Here is a 15,802-nt window from a genome sequence, read left to right as displayed (position 1 = left end):
TATACTAAAAAAAGAATACGAAAGAAACTAGTTTCCACACATAAACTATGTGCATTTAAACTAGTGAAACGCCTTTTTCAAGCTTTCTAAGCTATGTTTCTATGTGTTAAAAATCAACTCAAAAGATGAGCTAGTTTATTTTAATTCCAAAATCAAAGATTCTGAAGGCTGAATAGAAACTTTGGCTACTCCTTCTCCATTTTGCACTTTCAATACCAATGTTTTGTTTTGATACAGTTGCTCTTTCAATTGATATTCTCCATCTTTTAAATTCCATTTTGAAATAAGCGATGACGGAACTTTCAAATTGAATTCATTTCCTTTCTCAGAAGAAAAATTAGCAATTACGATCAGTTTTTGATTTTCAGACCAACGTGCGTAAGAATACAACAGCGCATCGTAACCTTCATTATTTTGTCTATTTGCAGATTGAATCTCTTCAAAACTTCCCATTAAAGCACTGCTTTTGATTGTAAAATTCAATAAACGTTTATAAAAATCACGTAATTCTTTTTCTGAGTCAGAAAGCTTTCCTCCGTCAAATTTACCTTCATTCATCCAGCGCTGATGATTTGGAACTCCGATATAATCAAAAATCGAGGTTCTCGAGCGTTTTCCGAAACCTGCATCTTCATTTCCTGCCTCTCCTACTTCTTGCCCAAAATAAATCATTGTTGGCGAAGTGCTAATTGTTGCCGAAACTACCATTAAAGGCTTTCCTCTTTCTGGAGTTCCTGCAAATTCTGGACTTGCTAAACGCTGTTCGTCATGATTATCTAGGAAATGAAGCATGTGATGCTCAATATCCGACATTCCGTTTTGGATTTTTGTTAATTCATCCGGTGAAGATTTTCCGCGAATAACATCTTTCAGCTTATCGTACGTTTCTACTTTATCATACAGATAATCCATTTTTCCTAAGCGAATATAATTTCGGTATTCATTTGGATTATAGACTTCAGCCAACAAAAATGCATTTGGATTTTTCATTTTAATCGAAGAGTTCATATAACTCCAGAATTCATACGGAACCATTTCGGCCATATCGTAACGAAATCCATCAACACCTTTTGCTGTCCAGTATAACGCGATGTCTCTAAACTTTTTCCAAGAATCGGGAACCTCTTTGTCTTGCCAAAAAGCAAAATGTTCCTGATAGGATTTCTGGTCAAAGCCAGCAGGAAGTTCAGGAAAATCTTTACTTCCGTCTGGACGCACTCCGTAATTTACTTTTACCGTTTCGTACCAGTCGTTTTGATCAGGTTTAATTTTACGAGAACCATTCCCTGTCCATTTTGCCGGATTTTCATCAAAAAAACCATCAATCATTGGATTTTTTTCTCCGTTTAAAGGAATATCTCCGTCGGGAATTTCAAAATGTTGCTGCGGAATGTAGTAAAAATTATTATCTCGTTTATATTCAACCGTAAAATTATCATCTGCTCCAAAATCTTTTATACCTTCTGGATTCGATTTTCCTTCATATTTTCTAGCGATATGATTGGGTACAATATCAATTAATACTTTCAGATTGGCATTATGAGTTCGTTTTATTAAAGCTTCAAATTCTTCTAATCGCTTTGCTGGATTTACAGCCAAATCTGGATTTACATTATAATAATCTTTGACGGCATAAGGAGAACCAGCACGCCCTTTTACCACTTCTGGATCATCATTTGAAATTCCGTATGCCGTATAATCACGTACTAAAGCATGATGCGGAACTCCCGTATACCAAATGTAAGTAACCCCTAAATCTTTTATTTCATGAAGGGCTTTATCCGTAAAATCATTAAACTTTCCAACACCGTTCTCCTCAATAGTTCCCCACGGTTTATTGGTTGTATTTTTATTTCCAAATAGGCGTGTAAATACTTGATAGACTACAACTTTTTTATCGGTTGTAGCATTTTCGTTTGCAGTACTCATTTTTAAATCTTTTGTTTTACAGGCTGAAAAAAGTACAGTTAATGTAATTCCGACTGCGATTATTTTTTTGCTTATCATATTTTTTTGGCTATTCTTATCCTATCTCTTTGGTTTCATCTTTAAAAAGCATGAAAACAATTTTCTAAAAATAGCTCATTTTTTAAAACTTCGAAAACGATTTATCTAATTTACACCGTTTTCAGCTCAAAACACAACTACTACAACGTGAGAGTTTGCTATTTTGTTGAAAAATTAAATAATGCCTAAATTCAACTTTAGACTGTTAATGACTAATTATAAATTAATGCTAATAACCGCCACAGGTTCTATCCTTTTTTATAAATTTGACAAAAATTTAATCAGTTGAAGAAATCACTCTTTTTCATATTTACTTGTCTGTCTTTTTTAAGCGTTCAATTCACTTTCGCGCAAGCAAAAAAACCTGCTCAATCTCCGAAAACAATTGTTATCGAGAATGCCGACTTTTCTGATGTGGATCAAGTTAATGTACCTGATGCGCTTTTACTTACTGGAAATGTAAAAGTGAATCATGATGGTGTTGTGCTAACTTGCAACAAAGCTTACTTTTTTCAAAAAGAAAATTATTTAAAAGCATTCGGAAATGTACAATTAGTACAAGGAGATACTTTATTCTTGAATAGTAAATATGCAGAATATAGCGGAAATGAAAAGAAAGCTTTTGCTACAGGAAATGCGGTTTTAACTTCTCCTGATGCCACTTTGCAAACTGATACCATTAATTTTGACAGAAATGTTCAAGAAGCATTTTACAATACAAAAGGTACGATTGTAAACAAAGACAATACTTTGGTGAGTAAATCTGGAAGGTATTATGTAAAAGAAAAGAAATTTCAGTTCTTGACTGAAGTTACGATTACGAATCCGAAATATGTGATTAAATCAAACCATTTGGATTATTACAGTAATTCTGGACATACGTATCTTCTTGGCCCTTCAACCATTACAAGTAAAGCCAATTACATTTATACTGAAAAAGGTTTTTACGATACAAAGAAAAACTTAGCCCATTTTCTGCGAAGGTCCTACATTAAGTACGATGACCGACTTATAGAAGGCGATAGTTTGTATTATAATCGAAATATTGAATTTGCATCGGCAACGCGGAATGTAAAAATTACCGATTCGATTAACAAAGGAATCGTAAAAGGCCATTATGCAGAGCTTTACAAACTCAAGGATTCGATGTTTGTAACCAAAAGAGCTGTTGCCATCAATTTGGTTGAAAATGACTCGGTTTACATTCACGGAAAAAAATTAATGGTAACAGGAAAAGAAGGCGAACGAATTCTGCGCGCTTTTAACAATGTCCGTTTTTATAAAACAGATATGAGCGGTAAGTGCGATTCTATACATTCAGATTCTAAAAGCGCTTTGACAAAACTTATAGGAAATCCGATTCTTTGGAATGGCGACAACCAAATTACGGGCGATGTAATGCACTTAATTGGCGACAATAAAACGAGGAAAATTGATTCTTTGAAGGTGCTAAATAATACTTTTGTCCTCTCCAAGGACACGCTCGGAACAGGTTTCAATCAGGTCAAGGGAATTAATTTGTTTGGAAAATTCCGGGATGGAAAACTGCATGATGTTGATGTCATTAAAAACACCGAAGTCATTTATTACATGAGAAATGATGCCAACGAATTAATTGGTATCAATAAAAATGTCAGCAGTAAAATCAACATGATATTGGAAAATAATGCGATCGAAACCATTACTTTCTTTAATAAAGTGGACGGTGATATTTTTCCTGAAGATGAACTTCCAGAAAATGCTCGAAAACTTCGAGGAATGAAATGGCGAGGCGATGAAAGAATAAAATCTAAAGAGGATATTTTTTCTGCAGAAGATAATGAACTCAATGAAAAACTGATTAAAGAAGGAAAAGATCAAGAGGAAAAAGGCAAAAACGTTCCACTGAAAATTAGGAAAGAAACCTTGAATTACGACAAGAAGAAACCAGCTGCCAAAGCGGAACCGAAGCCTAAAATTAAGTAGTTTTCATTCACAGTCATAGTTTACAGTGGTTTGAGAATAATTAGTTCATGAACGATAACCTGAAGTGTAAAGTTTAAAAACCTTAGAACCTCAGTACCTTTACAACTTTGAACGTCTAAAAAAAGTTAACTTAAGCGTAAAGTTAAAAAAACTTAGAATCATAGTATCTCAGTACCTTAGCAACTTAAAAAAATGAATCCAGATTTTATAAAATACCAAGCGCAAACCTCTCCTTACCCACTCGGAATGGAAGTTTCGCATGCCATTGGCTCTTACATATACGACACAAACGATAAAAAATATTTAGATTTTGTTGCTGGAGTTTCAGCTTGTACTTTAGGACATCAGCATCCACGAGTAAATCAGGCGATAAAAGATCAATTAGACAAATATTCTCATGTAATGGTTTACGGAGAATACTCTCAGAGTCCAGCCGTTCAATATTGCAAATTAATGGCCTCTCTACTTCCAGAATCTTTAAACAAAACCTATTTGGTCAATTCTGGTACAGAAGCGATTGAAGGCTCTTTAAAATTAGCCAAACGAGTTACAGGACGCAGTCAGCTTATTTCATGTCATAATGCGTATCACGGAAACACCATGGGTTCGATGAGCGTTATGGGATTTGAAGAAAGAAAACAAGCTTTCAGACCTTTGCTTCCAGATGTTGATTTTATTACTTTCAATAACGAAGAAGATCTGCAAAAAATCACTACAAGAACGGCAGCCATTCTTTTAGAAACTATTCAAGGAGGCGCTGGTTTTATTCAGCCAGAAGATAATTTCCTTCAAAAAGTCCGTAAACGCTGTGATGAAGTTGGAGCCTTAATGATTGTAGATGAAATTCAGCCCGGTTTTGGAAGAACAGGAAAACTTTTTGGCTTCCAAAATTATGATGTTGTTCCAGATATTGTGGTTATGGGTAAAGGAATGGGCGGCGGAATGCCGGTTGGTGCTTTTACTGCTTCTGCCGAAAAAATGGATCTTTTAACAGAAAATCCAAAACTGGGACATATTACCACTTTTGGAGGTCACCCTGTCATTGCGTCAGCTTGCTTGGCTACTTTGCAAGAATTAACTGAAACAAATTTAATGGCAGAAACGTTGGAGAAGGAAAAACTCTTCAGATCGCTTTTGGTACATCCTTTGATTAAAGAAGTTAGAGGAAAAGGATTAATGCTTGCCGCTATGACAGAATCGGCAGATATTACAAACGAAGTCATTTTAACCTGTCAAGACAGAGGACTTATTTTATTCTGGCTTTTATTTGAAGGATGCGCGATACGAATTACACCTCCTTTGACTATTTCTGAATACGAAATTAGAGAAGGTTGTGCCATTATTTTAGACGTAATGGACGAAATAATGCAGAAGAGCAATAACTAAAATACAAAACTATTTGGAGCGCTGTTTTAATAAAACTGACAGAAATTAAATCTCCATTTCTATTTCAAAAAAGTCTTCTGCTACAAATAAAAAAATGACAAAACCGAAGCTAATCCCTTGACAACAAAAGAGATTTCTTCCCAAAACAGAATAAAAAACGCCATATATTGTTAATTAAATTGTTCAAAACAATTAATTTCTTATCCTTACAGCGATTATATGGTTGCCTAAATTTATAACAGGCTAATTTCAAATATACGAAGTATGCAATTAAGCAACGAAGAAGAAGATTATAACCTATCCCTATCCAAATTTGAGTCGATGTTAAAAACTAACAAAGTGCTCTTTTTTGATTCTGAAGAATTCGAAGAAATTATTCTTCATTACTTAGACATAGGTAAGGCTAATTTAGCAAAAAAGGCCTTAAAACTTGCATTAGACCAGCATCCAAAATCTACAGGCTTAAAGTTAGTACAAGTAGAAATGCTGGTTTATGATGACAAACTCGACATTGCTGAAAAGCTTTTGAATGAGTTATACGCAATTGAACCCAACAACGAGGAAATCTACATCCAGAAAGCCAATATCTGCTCAAAAAGAGATCAGCACGAAAAAGCGGTTGAACTGTTAAAAATCGCACTTCAATATACTGATGATTACGCTGATGTGTACAATTTGATCGGAATGGAATATCTTTTTATGGATAACCTTGAGCTTGCAAAGGACAGTTTTATCAAATGTCTTGAAGAAGACTTAGAAGATCAATCTGCTCTCTATAACGTAGTGTATTGCTTTGAGTTTTTAGACCAAAATCAAGAAGCTATTATTTATCTAAACGATTATATCAACAGAAACCCTTACAGCGAAATCGCTTGGCATCAGCTTGGACGCCTTCATTATGGCATAAAAGAATATGAAGCAGCAATTCGTGCATTTGATTATGCAACTCTGATTGATGATGAATTTTTAGGCGCTTTTATGGAAAAAGCAAAAGCTTACGAGCGTCTAAAAAAATACAATGAAGCAATTGAAAGTTATAACAGAACCATCGAATTGGACGATGCGACTTCGTATGCCCTTCTTCGAATTGGAAAATGTTATGAAAAACTTGGAAATTTAGCGAAAGCAATTCAATATTATAACCAAACTGTACATGAAGATCCGCTTTTAGACAAAGGCTGGATTGCGATTACAGATTTTCACCTTCGCCAGAAAAACTATCAAAAAGCATTATTTTTTGTGAATAAAGCTTTAGCGATTGACAATCAGAATCGTTTGTACTGGAAAAGATATGCTACAATCAACAAACAAATGAATTTCTTTGAAGAAGCCGAATTTGGTTTTAGAAAAGCGGTTGAATTTGGAGATTATGCATTAGACACTTGGCTGTACTGGGTTGATATTCTTCAGTTTTTAGGAGAATTTGAAACGGCTATTCAAACTTTATTGCAAGCTTCAGAATATTTCCCTGAAGAAAACGAAATTGAATATCGTTTGGCTGGATTGTATTTTATGATTCAAGACAATACAAAAGCTAAATTTCACTTAAGCAATGGCTTACGTCTAAATTTTGATAATTATATCTTAATTGAAGACTTATTCCCTGTTGTTTGGGCAAAAAAAACAGTAAAAAATTATATAGAAAAACATCGTAAATAAGAATGGTTGATATTTTATTAAGAAGACGTTTTGGATTATTAGGACGCAACATAAGCTACTCTTTTTCAAAAGGTTATTTTACAGAAAAATTTAATAATGAAGTTTTTGCTGGTAACAGCTATGAGAATTTTGACATTTCGGAGATTAATTACTTCACAGAATTAATTAAAAACAATCCTGATTTAAAGGGTTTAAATGTTACTATTCCGTACAAAGAACAAGTTATTCCATTCTTAGATAAATTATCAAAAAAAGCCACTTTAATTGGCGCTGTTAATACCATTAAATTTACCAAAAACGGCAAATTAAAAGGCTACAATACCGATTATTACGGATTCAAAAAGTCTCTTAAGCCATTATTAGAGCCGCATCACAAAAAAGCGCTTATTTTAGGAACAGGAGGCGCTTCGAAAGGCGTAGCTTTTGCTTTGGACGAATTGGATATTCCGTACACTTTTGTTTCTAGAGAAGCAAAAGAAAACATCATTGACTATGATTTGATTAATGCTACTACTTTTGACAATTTTCAAATTATAATCAACTGTACGCCAGTTGGAACAAGCCCGAATATTGAAGCTTGTCCGAATTTGCCATACGAGTATTTCACAGAAAAACACATTGCCTACGATTTAATCTACAATCCAGCAGAAACCACTTTCTTACGAAAAGCAAAAGAAATGGGCGCTGTAATTAAAAATGGTCACGATATGCTTATTTTTCAAGCTGAAAAAGCATGGAAAATCTGGAACAAATAAAATAAGTATCAAAAAATAAAATGTTAACGTATTTTTTGTATTTTTAATCCACTAACTAACAAGTGGTTATGAAGAAAATACAATTACTTAGCATTTTATTTTTTTTATTACACAACCTACTTTCAGCTCAAAACGCAGACACTCTCAAAAGTCCGTTATCTGAGCCTCGTTACCATTATTTTCTTAAAACAATTCTGTTTTACAATGAGTATCTAGATACCGATAAAGGTTCTTTTAACACCACACAGGTTCGATTTTTACTGCCAATTGGCAATAAAGCCTGGAATCTACGTTTTGATCTTCCTTTGGTTTCTACCAACACAACTTCAACCAACAAGACAGCCATTGGCGATGTTGGAGGCGGAATCAGTTTTATTCCTTACTTAAGAAATAACAATGGTATTGCGGTAAGAACCAGAGTTTATTCTAACACAGCCGAAGATCCAAATTTTGGAACCGGAAAATGGGTTGTCATGCCTGCTATGGTTTACGGAAGATACTTCAATCAAAAAAAGTTTCTGCTATTAACTACCGTTGAATATCAGCAGAGTTTTGCTGGAAATAGTGATCGTTCCGACATTAGTACTGCACTTTTAGAAAATCTGTTAATGCATTTTTTTGGAAAAAACTGGATTTCTGGAGATGTAGCACTTCGATATAATACCGTTATTGAAGGTTTTCAAAATAATACTTTTGTTGAATTTGGACGAAAAATTACCCCCTCAAATCTTGTTTACATACACCCCAGCGCTGGTTTCGGCCCTAACAGAACCTATAATTGGGGAATGGAAGTTGGAGTCTTGATTCTTTTTTAATTTTAAAGAAATAGCAATATAAGTCCCAAAAAAATGGATTATTAAGAGTCTATTTTAGATACAATGCCAATTTTGAATTTATATATCCTTCAGTAATTCACTAAAAACAGATTCAACATACTAGAAAACTTTCGGAAAGAATAGGAATTTCGTCGTAAAATACCGTATAAACAAGTGATTTATTTTGTAGTTAGAAACACCTTTACTATCTTTCGCATTGTTTAAAATAAAAACCTTATACATTTTAAAGATGTTAGAAGAAAAGAATGATAACCTGCATGAAGCAGACGGAAAATCTGGAATCGAAATAAATGATTCTGTAGCAAATGATGCAATCGAAACATCAGATTCTGAAACTTTGACCGAAGATTTGGTCTCAGAAACTGAAAATGAAGTAGAAAAACAAGAAAATGATCATCAAGAAGCATTAGATGTCATTACAAATTCAAATGCTGCTGAAAGTGAAGACGAAACTTTAAAGGATCGTCATGACATTCCTATGCAGGATTACAACACTTTCTCACTTGACGCTCTTGTTGATGAACTTAAAAAACTGGTTAATATAGACAAAGTAATGTCTGTAAAAGATCATATTGAAGAAATCAAAAAAGCTTTTTTACTACAGTATCACCATCTTATAGAGGAGAAAAAAGAAGAATTTTTAGCTTCTAATCCAGATCCTAGTGAAGAATTTGAATATCACCTTCCTTTAAAATCAAAATTTGACGAATATTATAATGTTTTTAGAGATAAAAGAAATGCTCATTTTAAACATTTACAGACCAATCTAAAAAGCAATTTAGAGAATCGTCTGGCTATTGTTGAAGAATTAAAGGAATTAATCAATCCGCAAGAAAACATCAAAGACACTCTTAAGCATTTTAATGAATTAAGAGAAAGATGGAAAAATGCTGGAGCAATTCCAAAAGACAAATACAATCACGTTTGGAACAATTACCATTTTCATGTAGAAAACTTCTACGATTATCTACACTTAGATCGCGAGGCTAGAGATTTAGACTTTAAACATAATTTAGAACTAAAACAAAAGATTATAGCGCGCGTTGAAGAATTGGTAAATGATACCGATGTAAGTAAATCTTTCCGCGAATTACAGGATTTACACAGAATCTGGAAAGAAGAAATCGGACCAGTTTCTAAAGAGCACCGTGATGCCATCTGGAATCAATTTAGCGAATTGACTAAAAAAATACACGATAAAAGAGAACTTTTATTTGAAAGCCAAAGAGCAAACGAGCAAAAAAATCTTGAAACTAAAAAAGAAATTATTGCTAAAATTGAAGCGCTTGGAAGCGAAAAAGTAAATTCTCATTCGCAATGGCTTATTCAGATTCAGAAAGTAGAAGAATTAAGAAACGAGTTTTTTGCTGCAGGAAAAGTTCCTTCTGAAGTAAATGAAGAAACTTGGGCTACTTTTAAAACTGCTGTTCGAAACTTCAACGCTTTCAAAAATTCTTTCTATAAGGATATCAAAAAAGACCAAAACGATAATTTAAATAAAAAATTGGCTCTTGTTGCAAAAGCTAAAGAATTACAGGAAAGCACTGATTTCTCAGCTACAACTCCAGTAATGAAACAGATTCAGGAAGAATGGAAACAAATTGGCCATGTTCCTAAAAAATATTCCGATAAAATCTGGAAAGAATTTAAGGATGCCTGCAACCATTATTTTGATAAATTAAAAGAGCATAAATCGGAAGAAAACAGTGAAGAAGTTGCTGCTTTTGACAACAAAAAAGCATACTTAGACACTTTAAGATCTTTCCAATTAACTGGAGATCACAAAACAGATTTGGATGCCATAAAAGCACATATTGAAACTTGGAAAGGATTTGGTAAAGTTCCTTTCTCTAGAAGGCATATCGAAGGGAAGTTCAATAAAATCTTAGATGCTCTTTTTGAGAAACTAAGCTTAAGCAAAAAAGAATCTGAAATGATGCGTTTTGCAAACCGAATTGATTCTTTATCTGACAGCAATGATACGCGTAAATTAGACAATGAAAAAATCTTTATTATGCGTAAAATTGAAGAAGTTCAAAATGAAATCTTCCAGTTAGAAAACAACATTCAGTTCTTTACCAATACTAAAAATGCTAAAAAAGAGAATTCAATAGTTACAGAGGTTCGTAAAAACATTGCCATTCACAAAGAAAGCCTTGAAGTTTGGAAAGATAAATTGAAACAATTAAGAAACTTGGGACAAGAATAAATACTTGAAATTCCAATTTTTTAAATTCCAAATTCCAATTGGCAACGCTTAATTGGAATTTGGAATTTTATTTTCTTTATAATTTAAAAGATGCAATGATACTCATTGCATCTTTTTTTTTAAACCACAAAGTTCGCAAAATGCTGTTTTAATTATGATACAAAACTTTGTCAAAGTTTTAAACTTTGACAAAGTTTACAAAACCTCGAACAAACTTAAAACTTTGCGTGATTTGCGTTCCCGATAACTATCGGGATTGCGCATTTACGGTTAAAAATCACTCCAGCCTAAAACCCAAAACTTAACAATACAATTAAATTTCATAAAACTATTCTGCAAAATATTGATTATATTTGAGTTACCACTATTAACTGGCAATCAAACAAATAACATTTAATACTAATTTTTAAATAAGGAGAATATGAAATTTACAAGAAAAGCACACGCCAACTGGCAAGGAACCGGTATGGAAGGAAAAGGAACAATAAGCACGCAAAGCACCACTTTAGATAATGCACAACTATCTTTTAAAACAAGATTTGCTGATGGCGTTGGTACAAATCCAGAAGAATTGGTTGCAGCAGCGCATTCGGGCTGTTTTACCATGCAATTAAGTTTTTTATTGAACGAAGCAGGCTTTACAGCCGATGATTTAACCACAGAAGCGACAGTAACTTTTGAAGACGGATCTATCACTTTAATTCATTTAGATTTAAAAGGAAAAGTTCCTTCAATCTCTGCAGAAGAGTTTGCATCAACGGCAGCCAAAGCAAAAGAAATCTGTCCGATTTCAAAACTATTAAATACCACCATTACTTTATCCGCTGAATTAATCAGCTAAAAGCATAAAAAAAAAACCATTCACTGCGGTGAATGGTTTTTTTTTATTTTAAAAAGCTTGTAATTACATTTTTGCTTTCAAAGCTTTAGCTTCTGCAGTCATTTCAAGAGCGTTGTAAACTCCTAATAATGTTTTAGAAACATCCTCGTTTTTAGGATCTAATTCGTTAGCTTTTTTAAGGTAAGGAATAACTCCTTTGAAAACAGCTTCTCTTTGTGCTTTTAAAACATCGTAACGTTTCATGTCTTTAGCAGAAGTACCTAATTTATTCATCTCGTCGATGATTGGTTTTTCAGCTTCTAATTTTAAAGCAGCAAGATTTAAGTAAGCATTTGTATACTCAGGGTTGATTTCAATTGCTTTTAAGTAATATTTCTCTGCGTCAGCATTGTTTTTAGCTCCAGAGCTAATTACTCCTAAATTGAATACTAAATCAGCATTTTTTGGGTCTTTTTCTAAAGCTTCACCAACTAATTTTTTGTATGTCTCGTAATCTTTGCTTTCTAAGTATAAATTCGCTTCAGTTAGAATTAAAGAAGAATCTTCTGGGTTTGCTTTTCTAGCATCAGAGATTGCTTTTTTAGCATCTTCAGTACGTCCTTTTTGAACCAAAATTAAAGCTAAGTTTTTGTAGATTTCACCTCTTTTAGAAGGAATAGCTTCGGTTTTAGGTTTTTCGTGAGTTCCTAATTTAACTGCTAAATCTCTTTCTTTAGCATTAGCAAAGTTATCTTCGCTTCCGTTAGCTTTGTTTACAGCTAAGTATAAAGTTCCTTTTCCAGAAAAGTTTAATTTTTTCAACTCTTCATACATTGGCAAAGCAAGATCGTAATCTTGTGAATTTACAGCTGTAGAAGCCGCATAATACAAGTTGATTGTATCTTTCTTGTCTAACTCGTATGCCTCAAACAATTTTTTTGCACCTTCAGCATGTTTGTTTACTTGCGTGTCAGCAATTGCAGAATTAATTAATAATCCTTTAATGTTAGTAATTGACGCTGCTGCTTGTGTAGAATATTTTTGTTTTCCTGAAGCTTTTTCTACATCAATTAATTTCTTGTAGCTGTCTGCTGCTGCTAATAAGTTTTTACCTTCTTCAACCTTTTTGTTTGCAAGGTCAAGAAAAGCATTTCCTTGAACGAAATAGTATTGTGCCTGTTCTGTATCTTTAGCATTTGCAATTAAGTTCTCTGCATCTTTCAATTGAGCAAGAGCACCTTGTGCATCTCCGCCTTTTAATGCCTTTTCAGCATTCTTAATTTGATCTTTCTGAGCAAACGTAGCTACAGAGATCAGTAATGCTGATGCAAGTATTACATATTTACTTTTCATAATGGTATTATTTGTTTGTATTTAATTTTCTGTTTTTACTTATTCTTCAGACTCTTCGTCTTCTGCTTCAGCATCGTCTTCCTCTTCTACTTCATCATCAGAGTCGTCTTCCTCTTCTACAGATCCGTCATCTTCTAGAACCTCCAAATCTGGTTTAACTCTCTCAATTGCACCGATTACATTTCCATCTTCATCCAATTCTACTTCTTCGGCATCATCTTTCATTACAGTTGTTACAGCAGCGATAGAATCTTTTCCTTTAAGATTAATCAATCGAACACCTTGAGTTGCACGTCCCATAACACGTAAATCTTCGATTGCCATTCTAATCGTTAATCCAGATTTATTAATAATCATTAAGTCATCTGCATCAGTAACAGCGTTGATCGAGATCAATTTACCTGTTTTATCCGTGATATTAAGTGTTTTAACCCCTTTACCTCCACGGTTTGTAATTCTGTACACGTCTTCTCCGTCGTCGTCAACCAATTTAGTACGTTTTCCGTATCCGTTCTCCGTTACAACTAAGATTTGAGATGTAGAAATATCGTTTTTATCTACAGTAACCATTCCGATTACCTCGTCAGTTTCATCTTTTAAAGTAATTCCACGAACTCCAGAAGCTGTTCTTCCCATCGGACGTGTTTTAGTTTCCTCAAAACGAACTAATTTACCAGATTTAACCGCTAAGATAATTTGGCTTTCTCCGTTTGTCAACTGAGCTCCAATTAATTCATCTCCTTCTTTAATTGTAATGGCAGCAACTCCATTTGCTCTTGGTTTAGAATATTTCTCTAAAGAAGTTTTCTTCACCTGACCCTGTTTGGTAACCATTACAAGATTATGCGTATTGATATAATCTTTGTCTTTTAAATCTTGTGTACAAATGAAAGCTTTTACTTTATCATCACTTTCAATGTTTACCAAGTTCTGAATTGCTCTACCTTTTGCTGTTTTACTTCCTTCTGGAATTTCATAAACACGCATCCAGAAACATTTTCCTTTTTGGGTAAAGAACATCATATATTGGTGGTTTGTTGCCACGAACATGTGCTCTAAGAAATCTTGATCTCTTGTTCCAGCACTTTTCTGCCCAACTCCACCTCTATTTTGCGTTTTGTATTCTGTAAGGTTTGTACGTTTGATGTACCCTGCGTGTGAAATTGTAATAACTACATTTTCGTCAGCAATTAAATCTTCGATACTCACATCTCCTCCAGAATACTCGATTTGAGAACGTCTTTCGTCACCGTATTTATCACGAATTTCTGTAAGCTCTTCTTTAATCAAATCTGTTCTCAAATTAACATCTGCCAATAAAGCTTTCAAATGCTCAATTAACTTCATTAATTCTTCAAACTCAGCTCTTAATTTATCTTGCTCCAGACCTGTTAACTGACGTAAACGCATTTCAACAATAGCACGAGCTTGAATATCTGATAATTTAAATCTTTCGATTAATTTTTCTCTAGCTTCATCTGTGTTTTTAGATCCTCTAATTAACGCAATTACTTCGTCGATATTATCAGAAGCAATAATTAACCCTTCTAAGATATGAGCTCTCTCTTCTGCCTTACGTAATTCAAACTGTGTTCTTCTAACTACAACTTCGTGGCGGTGCTCAATAAAATAATGAATCATATCTTTCAGATTCAACATTTGCGGACGGCCTTTTACTAATGCAATATTATTTACACTAAAAGAAGATTGTAATGACGTATACTTGTATAAGGTATTTAAAACTACGTTTGGTGTAGCATCACGTTTCAAGATGTAAACGATACGCATACCATTTCTATCAGATTCGTCACGAATATTGGCAATACCTTCGATTTTTTTCTCGTTAACCAAATCAGCCGTACGTTTGATCATTTCGGCTTTGTTAACCTGATATGGAATTTCAGTAACAATGATGCACTCTCTTCCGTCCACTTCTTCAAAACCAACTTTAGCACGCATTACAATACGCCCTCTCCCCGTTTTAAAAGCTTCGCGAACGCCTTCATAACCATATATTACACCTCCCGTTGGAAAATCAGGAGCTTTAATATGTGTCATTAATTCGTCAACCTCAATATCATTATTATCTAAGTATGCTAAAGTACCATTGATAACCTCTGTTAAATTGTGTGGTGGCATATTAGTCGCCATACCAACAGCAATACCAGTTGCTCCATTTACTAATAAAGTAGGAACTCGTGTAGGCATTACTTTTGGCTCATATAAAGTATCGTCAAAGTTCAGCTGAAAATCAACTGTTTCTTTTTCGATATCTGCCATAATATCTTCTGAGATTTTACGCATTCTGGCCTCAGTATAACGCATTGCTGCAGGACTGTCTCCATCGACAGAACCAAAGTTACCCTGACCATCAACTAATAAATAACGCATGCTCCATTCCTGAGCCATACGCACCATTGCATCATATACAGAAGTATCTCCGTGCGGGTGGTACTTACCCAGAACCTCCCCTACAATTCTCGCAGACTTTTTGTGGGCAGATCTTGATGTTACACCTAAATCATACATTCCGTAAAGAACTCTTCGATGCACTGGTTTCAAGCCATCTCTAACATCAGGAAGCGCTCTCGATACAATTACTGACATCGAATAATCGATGTAAGCTGATTTCATTTCATCTTCAATGTTAATAGGAATTAACTTTTCTCCTTCAGACATAAGTTGTTATGTTTTAATAATTACATTAGTTTCAAAGCGTGCCAAGATACGTTTTTTTAAAATTTTTTCAGCTATTTCCTTACACTTATTTAAATGATTTATTAACAACTTTATTTCGGCTTTTAGTTAATAA

Annotated in this window: 10 protein-coding genes; 7 read left to right on the top strand and 3 right to left on the bottom strand. The window is 33.9% G+C overall.

What is annotated here, in order from left to right:
* Positions 1-135 precede the first annotated feature (135 nt).
* Entirely contained in the window at positions 136-2,007 is a 1,872-nt protein-coding gene (locus tag QLQ95_RS16950; RefSeq protein ID WP_095930852.1) for an alpha-amylase family protein, read from the bottom strand.
* A gap of 285 nt (positions 2,008-2,292) precedes the next feature.
* Here QLQ95_RS16950 and QLQ95_RS16945 point away from each other — a divergent pair, with 285 nt between their 5' ends.
* The 7 genes from QLQ95_RS16945 to QLQ95_RS16915 all read left to right on the top strand — a co-directional run bounded on the left by QLQ95_RS16945 (position 2,293) and on the right by QLQ95_RS16915 (position 11,658).
* On the top strand, positions 2,293-3,972 hold the full coding sequence (locus QLQ95_RS16945) for an OstA-like protein (protein ID WP_371611544.1): 1,680 nt from the start codon (positions 2,293-2,295) through the stop codon (positions 3,970-3,972).
* Positions 3,973-4,164: 192 nt separating this feature from the next.
* Positions 4,165-5,358, top strand: a complete 1,194-nt coding sequence (locus tag QLQ95_RS16940; protein ID WP_095930853.1) for an aspartate aminotransferase family protein — start codon at positions 4,165-4,167, stop codon at positions 5,356-5,358.
* A gap of 264 nt (positions 5,359-5,622) precedes the next feature.
* Positions 5,623-7,017 (top strand): tetratricopeptide repeat protein, encoded by a 1,395-nt coding sequence (locus tag QLQ95_RS16935; protein WP_095930854.1) that lies wholly within the window; start codon positions 5,623-5,625, stop codon positions 7,015-7,017.
* 2 nt (positions 7,018-7,019) lie between these two features.
* Entirely contained in the window at positions 7,020-7,772 is a 753-nt protein-coding gene (locus tag QLQ95_RS16930; RefSeq protein WP_095930855.1) for a shikimate dehydrogenase family protein, read from the top strand.
* A 68-nt stretch (positions 7,773-7,840) separates the two neighbouring features.
* A complete protein-coding gene (locus tag QLQ95_RS16925; RefSeq protein ID WP_095930856.1) occupies positions 7,841-8,587 on the top strand; it encodes a lipid A phosphoethanolamine transferase in 747 nt (248 codons plus the stop codon).
* Positions 8,588-8,837: 250 nt separating this feature from the next.
* Positions 8,838-10,817: a DUF349 domain-containing protein gene (locus tag QLQ95_RS16920; RefSeq protein WP_095930857.1), complete on the top strand. Its 1,980-nt coding sequence runs from the start codon at positions 8,838-8,840 to the stop codon at positions 10,815-10,817.
* A 421-nt stretch (positions 10,818-11,238) separates the two neighbouring features.
* Positions 11,239-11,658, top strand: a complete 420-nt coding sequence (locus QLQ95_RS16915; RefSeq protein ID WP_095930858.1) for an OsmC family protein — start codon at positions 11,239-11,241, stop codon at positions 11,656-11,658.
* Positions 11,659-11,721: 63 nt separating this feature from the next.
* Here the strand turns inward: QLQ95_RS16915 and QLQ95_RS16910 are convergent, their stop codons facing one another.
* Together QLQ95_RS16910 and gyrA are read right to left on the bottom strand one after the other, a co-directional pair.
* The gene (locus QLQ95_RS16910) at positions 11,722-12,990 is read right to left on the bottom strand and encodes a tetratricopeptide repeat protein (protein ID WP_095930859.1); all 1,269 of its coding nucleotides are present in this window, start codon (positions 12,988-12,990) and stop codon (positions 11,722-11,724) included.
* Between the two features lie 39 nt (positions 12,991-13,029).
* A complete protein-coding gene (gene gyrA / locus QLQ95_RS16905) occupies positions 13,030-15,669 on the bottom strand; it encodes a DNA gyrase subunit A (RefSeq protein WP_379801392.1) in 2,640 nt (879 codons plus the stop codon).
* Between the last annotated feature and the right edge of the window lie 133 nt (positions 15,670-15,802).

The sequence above is a fragment of the Flavobacterium sp. B330r genome, from assembly GCF_056824325.1.
This window is presented reverse-complemented; position numbering and strand designations above follow the sequence as displayed.